Origin of the sequence: Jongsikchunia kroppenstedtii DSM 45133, from assembly GCF_000380485.1 — a bacterium.
In the GTDB taxonomy this organism is placed as follows: domain Bacteria; phylum Actinomycetota; class Actinomycetes; order Mycobacteriales; family Mycobacteriaceae; genus Jongsikchunia; species Jongsikchunia kroppenstedtii.
Window position 1 is genome coordinate 128963 of record NZ_AQYG01000048.1, and the last position, 15524, is coordinate 144486.

General features: G+C 67.8%; 11 protein-coding genes. 10 read left to right on the forward strand and 1 reads right to left on the reverse strand.

Features of this window, described 5'->3' with window-relative positions; all coding sequences use genetic code 11:
- The first annotated feature begins 3 nt into the window (after window positions 1-3).
- From kdpA to G341_RS0113235, 9 genes are all read left to right on the forward strand, one after another.
- Window positions 4-1737 (forward strand): potassium-transporting ATPase subunit KdpA, encoded by a 1734-nt coding sequence (gene kdpA, locus G341_RS0113195; protein ID WP_018179619.1) that lies wholly within the window; start codon window positions 4-6, stop codon window positions 1735-1737.
- Entirely contained in the window at window positions 1734-3857 is a 2124-nt protein-coding gene (gene kdpB, locus G341_RS0113200) for a potassium-transporting ATPase subunit KdpB (RefSeq protein WP_026303629.1), read from the forward strand. Before kdpA ends, kdpB begins: the two co-directional genes overlap by 4 nt.
- Before the next feature lie 5 nt (window positions 3858-3862).
- Window positions 3863-4501 (forward strand): potassium-transporting ATPase subunit C, encoded by a 639-nt coding sequence (locus tag G341_RS0113205; protein ID WP_026303630.1) that lies wholly within the window; start codon window positions 3863-3865, stop codon window positions 4499-4501.
- Window positions 4502-4544: 43 nt separating this feature from the next.
- Window positions 4545-7115, forward strand: a complete 2571-nt coding sequence (locus G341_RS0113210; RefSeq protein WP_051092811.1) for a sensor histidine kinase — start codon at window positions 4545-4547, stop codon at window positions 7113-7115.
- Complete coding sequence (locus G341_RS0113215; protein ID WP_018179623.1) at window positions 7108-7848, forward strand: response regulator; 741 nt, start codon at window positions 7108-7110, stop codon at window positions 7846-7848. Before G341_RS0113210 ends, G341_RS0113215 begins: the two co-directional genes overlap by 8 nt.
- 55 nt (window positions 7849-7903) lie before the next feature.
- On the forward strand, window positions 7904-8347 hold the full coding sequence (locus tag G341_RS0113220; protein WP_018179624.1) for an OsmC family protein: 444 nt from the start codon (window positions 7904-7906) through the stop codon (window positions 8345-8347).
- A gap of 28 nt (window positions 8348-8375) precedes the next feature.
- Window positions 8376-8663 (forward strand): acylphosphatase, encoded by a 288-nt coding sequence (locus G341_RS0113225; RefSeq protein ID WP_018179625.1) that lies wholly within the window; start codon window positions 8376-8378, stop codon window positions 8661-8663.
- A gap of 81 nt (window positions 8664-8744) precedes the next feature.
- On the forward strand, window positions 8745-12368 hold the full coding sequence (gene smc / locus G341_RS0113230; RefSeq protein ID WP_018179626.1) for a chromosome segregation protein SMC: 3624 nt from the start codon (window positions 8745-8747) through the stop codon (window positions 12366-12368).
- Between the two features lie 4 nt (window positions 12369-12372).
- Window positions 12373-12744, forward strand: coding sequence for a bleomycin resistance protein (locus G341_RS0113235; RefSeq protein ID WP_018179627.1), 372 nt, complete (start codon window positions 12373-12375; stop codon window positions 12742-12744).
- An 81-nt stretch (window positions 12745-12825) separates the two neighbouring features.
- Here the strand turns inward: G341_RS0113235 and G341_RS0113240 are convergent, their stop codons facing one another.
- The gene (locus G341_RS0113240) at window positions 12826-13731 is read right to left on the reverse strand and encodes a hypothetical protein (RefSeq protein ID WP_026303634.1); all 906 of its coding nucleotides are present in this window, start codon (window positions 13729-13731) and stop codon (window positions 12826-12828) included.
- 229 nt (window positions 13732-13960) lie between these two features.
- On the opposite strand from G341_RS0113240, the gene ftsY reads away from it, so the two are divergent.
- The gene (gene ftsY / locus G341_RS0113250) at window positions 13961-15337 is read left to right on the forward strand and encodes a signal recognition particle-docking protein FtsY (RefSeq protein ID WP_026303636.1); all 1377 of its coding nucleotides are present in this window, start codon (window positions 13961-13963) and stop codon (window positions 15335-15337) included.
- The last annotated feature ends 187 nt before the right edge of the window (window positions 15338-15524 follow it).

A 15524-nucleotide genomic window follows, 5' to 3' on the forward strand; every position in this document is an offset into this window, starting at 1 on the left:
CGAGTGAATCCGGCATTGGCCAGCACCCTCCAACTGGTAGCGGTGCTGTTCGTCCTCGCCGTCGTGTACGTCCCACTGGGCGACTACATGGCGCGCGTCTTCACCGGTCTGCGTGACCTGAGGCCCGAGCGGTGGTTCTACCGCGCGGTCCGGGTCGACCCGAAGCGTCAGCAGACCTGGAGCGGCTACGCAGCCGCAACTCTGTCCTTCGCCTTCGTCAGCGTGGTGGTGCTGTACCTGTTGCAGCGGTTGCAGGGCCACCTGCCGATGTCCGGCGGAAAACCGGGCGTGACGCCGGCGGTGGCGTTCAACACCGCGGTCTCGTTCGTCACGAATACCAACTGGCAGTCGTATTCGCCCGAAGCGGTGATGAGCAATTTCAGCAACATGGCCGGCCTGGCGGTGCAGAACTTCGTGTCGGCGGCCGTCGGTATCGCGGTCGCGGTCGCGCTGATCCGTGGGTTGATCGCCCGCAAGGGGGACGGCCAGATCGGCAACTTCTGGGTCGACCTGACCCGCAGCGTCTTTCGCATCCTGCTGCCGCTCGCGGTGCTGGTCGCCGTGATCCTGCTGACACAAGGAGTGGTGCAGTCGTTCAAGAGCGGCTGGGGATTCACCAATCTCGACGGGTCGTCGGGGCACGCCGTCGTGGGTCCGTTCGCGTCGCAGGAGGCGATCAAGGAGCTCGGCACCAACGGTGGCGGCACCTACGCGGCCAACTCGGCGCATCCGTTCGAGAACCCGACGCCGCTGTCGAATGTCGTGGAAATTCTTGCGCTGCTGATCATTCCGGTCTGCCTGACCCGCACCTACGGCACGATGGTCGGCGACCGCCGCCAGGGCAACACGATCCTGGGCGTGATGGCCTCGCTGTTCGCCGCGATTCTCGCGATCACCTGGTGGTTCGAGGAGCACACGCACGGCGCCGCGGCCAAGGCCGCGGGCGCGATGATGGAGGGCAAGGAGCAGCGCTTCGGCATCCCCGCATCAGCGCTGTTCGCGGTCGCGACCAGCGGAACATCCACCGGCGCAGTCAATGCGCAGCACGACAGCTTCTCGGCTGCCGGCGGTGGTGCGGTGATCTGGAACATGCTGCTCGGCGAGGTTGCGCCCGGCGGTACCGGCACCGGGCTCTACGGCATGTTGATCCTGGCGATCATCGCCGTCTTCGTGGGCGGGCTCCTGGTCGGGCGAACACCGCATTTCCTCGGTAAGAAGATCGGTCAGCACGAGGTCACGATGGCCGCGCTGTCGATCCTGGTGATGCCCGCGCTGGTGCTCACCGGCACCGCGATCACGATGGTGCTGAATTCGACCACCGGATTCATGGCCAACAGCGGCGATCATGGCTCGCCGAGTGCGATGCACGGGTATTCAGAAGTGCTGTACGCCTTTACTTCTGCGTCCAACAACAACGGCAGCGCGTTCGGCGGTCTCACAGTGACCAGTGACTGGTTCCAGACGTCACTCGGGTTCTGCATGCTGCTGGGTCGATATCTGCCCATCGTCTTCACCCTGGCCCTGGCCGGACGATTGGCGATGCAGCACCCGAAGGCGGATGTCGTCGCGGACGCGAAGGTGTCGCGTTCCAGTCGCCGGCACGCTGAGTCGGTGGCGACGCTGCCGACGCACGGAGTGCTCTACGGCGCGCTGCTGTTCGGCACCGTCGTGCTGGTCGCCGGCCTGACCTTCTTCCCGGCGCTTGCGCTGGGCCCGATCGCGGAGGCGCTTTCATGACCATTACGACCCCTGCTCCGGGAGTGGAACCGGTGGCGGACAACGCCATCGAGGCCGAGTCGACGCTGGTGCACAGCGGCGCGTTCGAGCCGATGCAGCTGATCAAGGCCACCCCGGACGCGATCAGGAAGCTCACGCCGCGTGCGCAGGCGCGCAACCCGGTGATGTTCGTCGTCTACATCGGCGCGATCGTCACCACCGTCCTGGCCTGCTGGCACCCGTCGATCTTCGCGTGGGCGGTGACGTTCTGGCTGTGGTTCACCGTGATCTTCGCGAATCTCGCCGAGGCTGTCGCCGAGGGCCGCGGCAAAGCGCAGGCCGCCAGCCTGCGAAAGGTGAAGCGCGACACCATGGCCCGACGGCTCGGCCCGGGTGGTGAGATCACCGAGGTGCCGGGCAGCGAGCTCACCATCGGCGACCGGATCGTCGTCGAGGCGGGGGAGACCATCGCCGGCGACGGGGACGTCGTGGAAGGCATTGCCACCGTGGACGAATCGGCGATCACGGGTGAGTCGGCACCGGTGATCCGCGAATCCGGCGGTGATCGCAGCGCCGTCACGGGCGGCACCACGGTGCTCTCGGACCGGATCGTCGTGCAGATCACCACGCAGCCCGGCGAGTCGTTCGTCGACCGGATGATCGCGCTCGTCGAGGGCGCCGCACGCAAGAAGACGCCGAACGAGATCGCGCTGGATATCCTGCTCGCCAGCCTCACGATCATCTTCCTGCTCGCCGTCGTGGCGATCGGGCCGATGCAGCAGTACACGGGCCAGACCCCTGACGGCGTGAAACTCATTGCGCTGCTGGTATGTCTGATCCCGACGACGATCGGCGCGCTGCTGTCCTCGATCGGTATCGCGGGCATGGACCGGCTGGTGCAGCGCAACGTGCTGGCGATGTCGGGCCGGGCGGTCGAGGCCGCCGGGGACATCGACACGCTGTTGATGGACAAGACCGGCACCATCACCTTCGGCAATCGTCGCGCGACCGCGCTGCATCCGGCCGACGGCGTGACCATCGACGAGTTGGCGCGCGCGGCCTACCAGTCGAGTCTCGCGGACGACACCCCGGAGGGACGGTCGATCCTGGAGCTGTGCACCGCCGAGTTCGGTGTCGACGCAGGCGAGTTCGAGAACGTGTCGACCACGGCGACGATCGTGCCGTTCACGGCGCAGACCCGGATGAGCGGCCTGGATATTCCGGCCGCCGCCGAACGGCCGGCGGTGAGCGTGCGCAAGGGCGCCACCGACTCGCTGATCAACTGGGCGACCGCTACCGGCACCACGGTCGGGCCGGAGGTGACCGAGGCCGTGACCGCCATTTCCACCGGCGGCGGCACGCCGCTCGTGGTCGGCGTGCAGACGGGTACCGGCCCGGCGCGGGTGCTCGGCGTGATCGCGCTGTCGGATGTGGTGAAACCCGGTATGACGCAGCGGTTCGCGCAGATGCGGGAGATGGGCATCCGGACCGTGATGGTGACCGGCGACAACCCGCTCACCGCGACCGCGATCGCCCGCGAGGCAGGAGTCGACGATTTCGTCGCCGAGGCCACGCCGGAGGACAAGCTCGCGCTGATCCGGAGGGAGCAGGAGGGCGGTCGCCTGGTCGCGATGACCGGCGACGGCACGAATGATGCTCCGGCGCTGGCGCAGGCGGATGTCGGCTTGGCGATGAACACGGGAACGTCGGCCGCGAAAGAGGCCGGCAACATGGTCGACCTCGACTCCGATCCAACCAAGCTGATCGAGGTCGTGGCGATCGGCAAGCAGTTGCTGATCACCCGCGGTGCGCTGACGACGTTCTCGCTGGCGAACGATCTGGCCAAGTACTTCGCGATCCTGCCGGCGCTGTTCAGCGGCATCTATCCGAAGCTCGACCGGCTCAACATCATGCACCTGCATTCGGCGCAGTCGGCGATCACATCGGCGGTGATCTTCAATGCGTTGATCATCATCGCGCTGATCCCGTTGTCGCTCAAGGGTGTTCGATACCGGCCATCTTCGGCGTCGCAGCTGCTCGGGCGAAACCTGTTGATCTACGGCATCGGCGGGGTCGTCTCGCCGTTCATCGGCATCTGGTTGATCGATCTGGTCGTGCGCTTCCTACCGGGAATGGGTTGATAGCAATGCGTTTTTCGATGGTTCTGGTTCGTCAGGCCTGGGTCGGGCTGTTGGTCCTGATCGGGATGACGATCGTGCTCGGGTTCATCTACCCGGCGGTGGTATGGGGTGTGTCTCGGATCGGCCCCGGAATGGCGGAGGGATCGAAGGCCCATGACCGGGCCGGCTGTGTGGTCGGCTCGCAGTTGCTCGGTATCGATCCGCAGGCGCCGGCGGGGCAGCCCGACGGGTATCTGCATGCGCGGGTGATCGGCTCGTCGTCGCCGACGGACGACCCGATGGCTCCCGGTTCGGCCGACAGCTCCGGCGGCAGCCAGCAGGGGCCGTCGAGCGAGAAGCTGGCGGGCTGGATCGAGCAGCGACGCGAGATCATCGCCAAGCGGGAGAACGTCTCGCCTGCGGCGGTACCGGTCGATGCGGTCACTGGGTCCGGCTCCGGACTCGATCCGGCGATCAGTCCCGCCTACGCGAGGATTCAGGTGCCGCGGATCGCCGCCGCCACCCACAAAAGCGCCCAGCAGGTGCAATCGATCATCGACGCCAATACCGATGACCGGCAGTGGGGCTTTCTCGGACAGCAGCAGGTGAATGTGCTCAAGGTCAATATCGCCCTGGGGCACATCGCCCCCGGCTGCGCCGGGTAGGGGGCTGGTGGAAATCACGATCGATGAGGGCCAAGATCGTGAGGTGAGCACCTCAAGTGATGGTCCGCAGCGAGTCGCCAAGCGCGGCTCGCTGCGGATCTATCTCGGCTGCGCACCGGGCGTCGGCAAGACGTACGAGATGCTGGCGCAGGCGCATGTACTGCTGGCCGAGGGCCGCGACGTCGTCGCCGCAGTCGTTGAGACGCACGGGCGTTCGGCCACCGCTGACATGCTGGACGGGATCGAGCAGGTGCCGCCGCGCGTCGTGGAATATCGCGGAACGATCCTGCACGACATGGATCTCGGGGCGGTTCTGGCCCGCGCCCCGCAGGTGGTGCTGGTCGACGAGCTGGCACACACCAATCCGCCCGGCAGCCGAAACGCCAAGCGCTGGGAAGACATCGCCGATCTGCTCGACGCCGGAATCGACGTCCTGTCGACGGTCAACATCCAGCATCTGGAGAGCCTCAACGACGTCGTCTATCAGATCACCGGGGTGCCGCAGCGCGAGACCGTTCCCGATGACATCGTGCGCGCCGCCGACGAGATCGAGCTCGTCGACATCGCGCCGGAGGCGCTGCGCCAACGACTTTCGGTCGGCAAGGTGTACCCAGGCGACCGGATCGGTGGAGCACTGTCGAACTATTTCCGGCAGGGCAATCTCACCGCGCTGCGGGAGCTGGCGCTGCTGTGGCTGGCCGATCGCGTCGACGACTCGCTCGCCGATTACCGAGCATCCCATGCGATCACCGAGACATGGGAGGCGCGCGAGCGGGTGGTGGTGGCGATCACCGGCGGCGCGGAGTCGGCGACGTTGTTGCGCCGGGCGACCCGGATCGCGTCCCGGTCGAGTGCGGAACTGGTCGTCGTCCATGTCGTGCGGGGTGATGGCCTGCTCGACCGCGGCGCCGTCGACATGGCCGAACTCGCCGAGCTGGCAAAGGGTTTCGGAGCGAAGATCCATACGGTCGTCGGCGACGACATTCCGGAGACGTTGCTCGAGTTCGCCCGCGGGGTCAATGCCACCCAACTGGTGATCGGCACGTCGCGCCGATCACGCTGGCAGCGGTTCTTCGACGAGGGCGTCGGCTCCTCGGTGGTTCGCCTGTCCGGCAAGATCGATGTGCACATCGTGACGCACGATCAGGTGAAGCAGCGCAACCCCTTGGATATCCGCGACACCCGGTTCCATCGCCCGCTCAGTTGGGTGTTCGCAGTGGTGATTCCGGCGTTGCTGACCGGCGCGATGATGATCGTCGACCGATGGCTCGGCTTCGCCAGTGAATCGGCGCTGTATTTCGTGGGCGTGCTTGCGGTGTCGCTGCTCGGCGGTATCGGTCCGGCGGCGCTGTCGGCCATCGTTTCCAGTCTGCTGCTGAACTACTTCTTCACGTCGCCGCGCTACAGCCTGACCATCGGCAACCTCAACAACGTCATCTCGATCGTGGTGATGCTGGTGATGGCGATAGCCGTTGCGATACTTGTCGACTCGGCCAGCAAACGACGTCGCGAAGCCCTGCACGCGAGCCGGGAGGCGGAGCTGCTGACGATGTTCTCGGGTGCGGTGTTGCGTGGTGCGGATGTCGCCGCGTTGCTCGAACGGGTGCGTGAGACCTACGACCAGCGCGCCGTGTCGCTGGTGCGGGTCGAACCGGGGCGCCGCCACGAGGCGAGCGAGGAAGCCGCGGTGGGGGCCGACCCGGCGTCGAGCGCGAAGGATGCCGACACGGTCTGCGCGTCGGCCGATGGCGGATACGAACTGTGGTTGGTCGGCAACCGACTGGGCGCGGGTGACCGCCGGGTGCTGGCTGCGGTCGCCACCCAGGCCGAGGGGCTGGTGCAGCAGAAACGTCTCGCCGAGGAAGCCGCGACCGGCCGGGCGATCGCCGAGACCGACCGGTTGCGCCGTGCGCTGCTGTCGGCGGTCAGCCATGATCTGCGGACGCCGTTGGCTGCGGTCAAGGCCTCGGTCTCGAGCCTGCGGTCCGAGCAGGTGGAGTTCTCCCCGGAGGACACCGAGGAGCTGCTCGCCACCATCGAGGAATCCACCGACCAGCTCGGCGATCTGGTGGGCAATCTGCTCGATTCGTCACGGCTCGCGGCCGGTGTGGTGCGGCCCGACCTACGGGTGGTGTATCTCACCGAGGTGCTCGGCCGGGCGATGATGACCATCCGTCGACAGGGTGCGCGGGAACGCGTCTCGTTCGACCTGGATACCGCTGTGGCACTTGCGGACCCGGGGCTACTGGAGCGGGTGTTCGCGAATCTGGTGGACAATGCGTTGCATCACGGCAATGGCGAGATCGAGGTCCGCGCGGCGCTCCGGTCCGTAGCGGCGCCGACCGACGAGGTGCAGTGCCGGATCGAGGTGGTCGACCACGGTTTCGGCGTCGCCCCGGAGGATCGGGAGAGGATGTTCTCGGCCTTCCAGCGTCTCGGCGATCGCGATTCGACAACCGGTGTGGGCCTGGGACTCTCGGTCGCGCAGGGATTCGTCGAAGCGATGGGCGGTACGATCAGCGCGGCCGATACGCCCGGTGGCGGACTGACGATGATCGTCGACCTGCCCGCACCCGGCGGACCGATGAGCGCGCAGGAGGCAGACCATGAGTGACTCCCCGGCGGCGGCGCCTCGGGGTGATTCCGCGGAGGCCGACGCGAACCGCGTGCGGGTGCTGGTCGTCGACGACGAGCCGCAGATCCTTCGGGCGTTGCGAATCAATCTGAAGGCGAGGGGATTCGACGTCACCACCGCCTCCAGCGGCGCGGGCGCGCTGCGGGCGGCGGCGGAAACCAACCCGCAGGTCGTGATACTTGATCTGGGGCTTCCCGATATCGACGGATTCGAGGTGTTGGCCGGCCTGCGCGGGTGGACGCGGGTGCCGGTGATCGTGCTGTCGGCGCGCACCGACGCATCCGACAAGGTGGCCGCCCTCGACGCGGGTGCCGACGACTATGTCACCAAACCCTTTGGGATGGATGAATTCCTGGCGCGGCTGCGGGCCGCGGTTCGCCGCGGGGCGACGGTGCCGCTGTCGACGGAGCAGCCCGTCGTCGAGACCGCATCGTTCACCGTCGACCTGTCCGCCAAGCGGGTCACCCGGGACGGTGCGGAGGTGCACCTGACGCCGACGGAGTGGGGCATCGTCGAGATGCTGGTGCGCAACGAGGGAAAACTGGTGGGGCAGAAGGAGTTGCTGCAGGAGGTGTGGGGCCCGTCGTACGGCACCCAGACGCACTATCTGCGGGTGTATCTCGCGGGCCTGCGACGCAAGCTCGAACCCGACCCGGCGCACCCGCGCCACCTGATCACCGAGACCGGGATGGGTTACCGCTTCGTGCGTTGAACCGCCCGGTGGCCGGAGGCGGAATCAATCCGCGAGCGCCGTGTTTAATTCAGGTATGAGTGCTGAAGCGATCCTGGAACCCAGTCAGCCCGAGACCACCCTGTGGGTGCAGCGCACCGGCACCCGTCGATACACGGGCCATAGTTCGCGCGGGGCGCAGGTGCTGATCGGGTCGGAGGACGTCGAGGGCGTCTTCACGCCCGGCGAGCTGCTGAAGATCGCGCTCGCCGCCTGTACGGGAATGTCGTCGGATCGGCCGCTGTCGCGCCGGCTCGGCGACGACTACGACGCGACGGTCCGGGTGAGCGGCCCGGCCGACCGCGAGAACGAGTGGTACCCGCGATTGGACGAGGTCCTCGAAGTGGACCTGTCCGAGCTGGACGCCGAGGCGGCCGAGCGCCTGCTCGTCGTCGTGGAACGCGCGATCGACAAAGTGTGCACCGTCGGTCGCACCGTCAAGCGCGGCGCCGAGGTGCGGCTCGCCATCGAGTCCGACTGACCTGCTCAGACTCGACGGGATCGCACAGATGACTGAGCACGCGGATCCGGTCCGGCTGACCGCCTGGGTGCACGGGTACGTCCAGGGTGTCGGTTTTCGCTGGTGGACGCGGGCGCGCGCGCTGGAACTAGGCCTCGTCGGCTCGGCGACCAATCAGGCCGATGGGCGGGTGCTGGTGGTCGCCGAGGGCTCGCGCGGGGCCACCGACCAATTGCTGGCGCTGCTGCGATCGAGGCAGACCCCGGGCCGGGTCGATCTGGTGGTCGACGACTATTCCGAGGCCCGCGGCGATTTGATCGGCTTCATCGAGCGTTAGCCGCCCTGCTTCGCCGGTTCCGCGGGTGTCACACGGTAAGGTCAGCTGGCATATTTCCAACCGCTGAGCCCTAGGACGTCGATGCATCTGAAGAGCCTGACCCTAAAAGGGTTCAAGTCCTTCGCGTCGTCGACCACGCTGCGGTTCGAACCCGGTATCACCTGCGTCGTCGGGCCGAACGGATCGGGCAAATCCAACGTCGTCGACGCTCTGACCTGGGTGATGGGCGAGCAGGGTGCCAAGGCGCTGCGCGGCGGCAAGATGGAGGACGTCATCTTCGCCGGTACCTCCGGGCGAGCACCGCTCGGGCGCGCCGAGGTGACGCTGACCATCGACAACTCGGACGGCGCGCTGCCGATCGACTACTCCGAGGTGTCGGTGACCCGCCGGATGTTCCGCGACGGCGCGGGCGAATACGAGATCAACGGCAGCTCCTGCCGACTGATGGACGTGCAGGAACTGCTCAGCGACTCCGGTATCGGTCGCGAGATGCATGTGATCGTCGGCCAGGGACGTCTTGCGGCGATCCTCGAGTCGCGGCCCGAGGAGCGCCGCGCGTTCATCGAGGAGGCGGCCGGCGTCCTCAAGCACCGCAAGCGCAAAGAGAAGGCGGTCCGCAAGCTCGACTCGATGCAGGCGAACCTCGCCCGACTGACCGACCTGACCGCCGAATTGCGCCGTCAGCTCAAGCCGCTGGGCCGTCAGGCGGAGGTCGCGCGCCGGGCCGCAACCGTGCAGGCCGATCTGCGTGATGCCCGATTGCGTTTGGCCGCAGACGATCTCGTCTCCCTGCGCGCCGAGTACGCCGACCAGTCCGGCAGCGAGCAGGCGATCCGCGAGCACCAGGATCGCGTCGCGGCCGAGCTGGATCAGTGCACCGAGAAGGTGGCGCGTGCCGAATCGTCGCTCGCGCAGATCACCCCGGCGGCGGGGGCGGCCGGCGAGGCCTGGTTCCGGCTGTCAGCATTGCAGGAACGGGTGGGCGCGACCCGGCGGATCGCCGTCGAGCGCAGCCGCTACCTGGCCGAACCGACGGCCGTCGAGACCGGCCGCGATCCCGACGAACTCGAGGCGCAGGCCGAGGTGGCCGCGCAGACCGAGATGGAGCGCACCGAAGAGGTCGAGATGGCGAGCGTGGCGCTCTCGACCGCGCAGCAGATGCTGGCCGAATGCGAAAGCGCCGCAACGGCTGCCGAGCAGGCGCATATGGCCGCGGTGCGGGCGATCGCCGATCGGCGTGAAGGGCTGGCGCGGCTGGAGGGCCAGGTCGCCAACCTGCGCACCAAGGCCGACTCGGTGGACTCCGAGCTGGAACGACTGCGCGGTGCGATCGAGAACGCCGGCGGTCGCGCGGACGAGGCGCTGTCGGAGCAGGAAGCGGTCCAGGCGCGCGTCGCCGAGCTCGAAGGATCCGAGGTCGGGCTCGACGAGCATCACGAGCGATCCGTCGCTGCGCTCACCGCAGCCGATGAGCGGGTCGCCGAGATCCAGGCGGCGGAACGCGAGACGAGCCAGCAGATCGCCTCGTTGCGTGCGCGGATCGACGCGTTGGCGATCGGCCTGGAGCGCAAGGACGGCGGCGCCTGGCTGCTGGAAAATCATGAGGGGCACGGTCTTTCGGGAAAATTGGCCGCGATGCTGACGGTGCAGGCCGGCTATGAAGGCGCGATCGCGGCGGCGCTGGGCCCGGCCGCGGAGGCGATCGCCGTGGCGGATCACGGATCGGCACGATCCGCGCTGGCGTCGCTGAAGCAGGCCGACGGTGGTCGCGTGGCTCTGGTGGTCGGCGGCGTCGCGGCGCCGGCCGCGCCCCCGTCGATCAGCCTTCCGGCCGGCGTGCGCTGGGCGACCAGCGTCGTCACCGCGGCCGAACCGGTGCGCGGCGCGATCGGGTTGCTACTTGCCGATACCTTGGTCGCCGATTCGCTGGAAGCGGCCGCCGACGCGATCGAACAAGTCGGCAGCGGTGTCGCGGTGCGCGCGGTCACCGTCGACGGCGATCTGGTCGGGCGTGGCTGGATGGTCGGCGGATCCGAGCAGAAGCAGTCGACGATCGAGGTGCAGTCATCGATCGATCGGGCCAAGTCTGATCTCGTTGTCGCCGAACGGCGTTCGGAGGAACTGCAGGCGGCGCTCGCCGGCGCGGTCGCCGAGCAGCAGTCGCGCCGCGAGATCGCCAGCGAAGCGCTTGCGGCACTGCATGAATCGGATGCCCAGCTCGGCGCCGTCTACGAGCAGCTGGGTCGCCTCGGCCAAGCAGTGCGCACCGCGCGCGAGGAACAGGCCCGGCTCGTTGCACAGCGGGCGAAGATCGAAGCGGGTCGAGATGAGACGCTGACGGCGCTTGCGGCACTGCAGGATCGGCTGCGGATCGCACAGGACGAGTCGTCCGGGGTCGACTCGAATGAGGCGGTGCCCACCACCGATCGTGACATGGCGGCTCAGGCGCTGACCGAGGCGCGCGCCGCGGAGGTCGAGGCGCGGCTGGCCCAGCGCACCGCCGAGGAGCAGCTCGCCGCGGTGCGCGGCCGTGCGGAGTCGTTGCTGCGGGCCGCACGGGCCGAGCGGGACGCCCGCGTCCGGGCCGAGCGTCGCGACGCCGCCCGCCGGCATGCCGCGGCCGTTGCCGAAGTCGTCGCCGGGTGCAGCGACGAGGTGCTGAGGCGCCTGGAGGTCGCCGTGCAGCGTGCCCAGCGTCAGCGTGATGATCTCGAACAGCAGCGCGCCGAACGCAACGAGGAGCTGACCGAGGCGAAAAAGGCTGCGGCTGAACTGACTTCGACGCTCGATTCACTGCGCGAGGCGGCACACCGGGACGAGATGGCCCGGGCGCAGGCACAGCTGCGGATCGAGCAGGCCGAGGAGAATGTCGTCGCGACTTTCGCGGTGGCGCCCGACGATCTGATCGCCGAGTACGGCCCCGACGTGCCGTTGCCGCCGAGCGAGCTGGAGCAAGCCGAGTACGAGCAGGCCAAGGAGCGCGGCGAGATCGTCATGGCGCCGCAGCCGATGCCGTACGACCGGGCCACGCAGGAGGCGCGGGCCAAGAAGGCGCAGAAGGATCTCAACACCCTCGGCAAGGTGAATCCGCTGGCGCTGGAGGAGTTCGCGGCGCTGGAGGAGCGCTACAACTTCCTGTCGACACAACTGGAGGACGTCAAGAGCGCCCGCAAGGATCTGCTCGACGTGGTCGAGGAGGTCGATGCGCGGATCCTGCAGGTCTTCACCGAGGCGTATGCCGATGTCGAGCGCGAGTTCGTCGAGGTGTTCAAGACGCTGTTCCCCGGCGGCGAGGGTCGGCTGGTGCTCACCGATCCGTCGGACATGCTGACCACCGGTATCGAGGTGGAGGCACGGCCGCCGGGCAAGAAGGTCAAGCGGTTGTCGCTGCTGTCCGGCGGTGAGAAGTCGCTGACCGCGGTCGCGATGCTGGTCGCGATCTTCCGGGCGCGGCCGTCGCCGTTCTACGTCATGGACGAGGTCGAGGCCGCGCTGGACGACACCAACCTGCGACGCCTGATCTCCCTGTTCGAGCAGCTGCGCGAGAAGTCGCAGCTGATCGTGATCACGCACCAGAAGCCGACCATGGAGGTCGCCGACGCGCTCTACGGCGTCAGCATGCGCGGTGACGGCATCACCACCGTGATCAGCCAGCGGATGCGGGGCCAGGAACTCGGCGCGCAGCCGGTCACGGTCGAGGATTGATCTGGTGACCGAGCGAGCCGAATTCCACAGCGTCGCACCGGTGATCCCGGTACTCGATCTGAAGGCCGCGCTGGACCGGTATCGGCTGTTGGGTTTCGCGGTGAACGAGTACGCCGGGGATGATGATTATGGGTTCGCCGAGAGGGACGGCGTCAGTCTGCATCTGACCGATTGGGCGGAGCACGACCCGAAACGCACAGCGTCGGTCGTCTACCTCTACGTGTCCGACGCCGATGCCGTCTACGACGAGTGGGCCGCCGCGGGTGTGCCCGGGCGACTCGTCAGGCCCGTCGACGCGGAGTACGGACTGCGGGAGTTCGCCTATATCGACCCCGACGGCACTCTGCATCGCGTGGGTTCGTTCTTGCGCGACTGAGGATTTCGGGCCGTGCAGTGATTCGGTGATCGTGCAGGTGATCGATCATCTGCACGATGGCCGATCTGCTGCATGACGCGATCACGCCGCGCGTGGCCGGAGCATCCGACGCGTCCGGTCGAGCACGCGATCGGGAAAGTCCAGGTCGTGCCATCCCCAGCGCACCACTCGCCAGCCGGCCTCATGGAGCCGATCGGTGCGGGCTTTCTCCCGCAGCAGTGCGCGGCGTGGATCGTCGCCGTACTTGCCGACACCATCGCATTCGCCGATCACGCGCTCGTCCTCCCAGCCGAAATCGCCACGCGCCAGGAACGTTCCGTCGGCGTCGGTGACGGTCAGCTGCAGCGTCGGTTCGGGGATGTCGGGCGTATCGACGAACAGCATGCGGCTGCGGGTTTCCAGCACGCTCTCGCTGAGGCCGGTCATCTGAGTGATCGCGCGGCGAGCCGCGTGATAGCCCGGAAAGCCTGCCGCCGTGTGCAATTCAGTATGGAGATCGTCGAGGGTGCACATTCCGAGGTGCAGGGCGGCGTCGCCGGTCACGATGGCGGGTATGCGTGGTTCCGTACGGGCCAGATCCACGACGGTCCGTGCGACCGTGACCACCTCGGTGCCGTCGATTTCGGTGACCGCGGGCGGTCGGCGATCGCAGTGCGTCATGACGATCCCGGTCGACAGACTGCCCGCGCTGCTCTTGGCTTTCGACAGATGCACTCGGCTCAACGGGATTCCCCATACCGGGAGCCCGTGCACCGCGGCTGCGCTGACGAACGACAGCGCACCAACACGTTCGCGAGCGGTGGCGACGGCCCGCGCCCGATGTCGAATCTCGGGTGGGGCGTCGCGCATCGTCGGCGGAGCGAAGATCCCCGGAGCGAGCCGGCAGATGATGCGGGCCCGCTCGGCTCGCTGGAGATCGTTCGACGTGTAGCCGGCGGCGTAGAGCTCGCGGCGGGTGACCGCGGCTGTCAGGTTGTTCAGGTCCACGAACCGAGAGTGCATCCGCACGCCGCGTTCGGCGACCGTCGACCGCGATCTGTGGATAACCCGGACGGTTCGGCGTCGATACGGCCTCCGTCAGCGCTTCTGACACGCGAAATCTACCGATGCAGTGATCCGGTGATCGTGCATGTGATCGATCAGCTGCACGATGACCGAGGCGTTGCATCGTGCCCGGCGAAGGCGTGCCGGGTCGTGGTTCGCGGCTCCTGACACAATGGGGCCCGTGAATACCGGAGTGATCATCGGGATCGTTGTCGCCGTCGTCGTCATCGTGGGGCTGGTGGCCCTGGGCTGGGGGTTGTCCCGTCGGCGGCGTATCTCGCTGACGGACAAGCCCGCCGTCGAGGACAAGCGGACTCAGGAGGAGCGCTCCGGCAATTACCAAGCGAGCGGCGGGTTTTCGTTCAGTCAGGGATCAGCGACCGACACCCTCGAGAGGCCGGCGACCCCGGAGCCGGAGCCCGAGCCGGAGCCCGCGCCCGAGCCGGAACCTGCGCCCGAGCCGGAATCTGCGCCCGAGCCTCAGCCGGAGGCCCAGCCCGAGCCCGAGATTGAAGCAGAACCCGAGGTTGAAGCGGAACCGGAGCCCGTGGTCGCGGCTGCCCCTGAACCGGAACCCGAGCCCCAGCCAGAACTGGAGCCGGAGCCCGCACCGGCCATCGAGGAGATCGATCCGACCGCCGGCCGTCTCGAACGTCTGCGCGGCCGGCTGTCGCGGTCGCAGGGGGCGATCGGCAAGAGCATGCTCGGGCTACTCGGTGCCGGCGATCTGGACGAGGACAGCTGGGAAGAGATCGAGGACACCCTGCTGCTCGCCGATCTCGGCACCGCGACGACTACCAAGATCGTCGATCGGCTGCGCGAGGAGCTGGCCAAGGGCGCGGTCCGCAACTCCGACGATGCGCGGGCGGTGCTGCGACGGGTGCTGATCGACGAGTTGCAGCCGCAGCTGGATCGTTCGGTGCGGGCGCTGCCGCATGACGATCACCCGTCGGTGATCCTGGTGGTCGGCGTCAATGGCACCGGCAAGACCACGACGACCGGCAAGCTCGCGCGGGTGCTGGTGGCCGATGGTCGTCGGGTGCTGTTGGGTGCGGCCGATACCTTCCGCGCTGCCGCTGCCGACCAGCTGCAGGCCTGGGCTAACCGGGTCGGCGCGGAGGTCGTGCGCGGCAAGGAAGCCGGCGATCCCGCCGCGGTCGCATTCGACGCCGTCAACAAGGGCATCGAGAACGGTGTGGACGTCGTCATGATCGACACCGCCGGCCGCCTGCACACCAAGACTGGCCTGATGGACGAGCTGGGCAAGGTGAAGCGCGTTGTCGAGAAGCGGGCCGCGGTGGACGAGGTGTTGCTCGTCCTCGACGCCACGATCGGCCAGAACGGCCTCGCGCAGGCGCGGGTGTTCGCCGAGGTCGTCGACATCACCGGCGTCGTACTCACCAAGCTCGACGGCACCGCCAAGGGCGGCATCGTCTTCCATGTCCAGCATGAACTGGGCGTACCGGTGAAACTGGTCGGTCTGGGCGAGGGTGCCGACGATCTGGCGCCGTTCGAGCCGGGCGCGTTCGTCGACGCCCTGCTCGGGTAGTCGGACGCCCTGCGCGAGTAATACCGGTCGCGCGTCTCCTGGGGCGATACCTGGCCGAAACATGAGCGGACGGTCAGTTCACCGTCGCGAAACATTGCCAGGCAGCCGACGAAACATCGGCCGAGCAACCTTCTGAGGCAGATCGAACGGCGCCCGCCGTTCATCGGATGGACTGCAGGAGGATAAC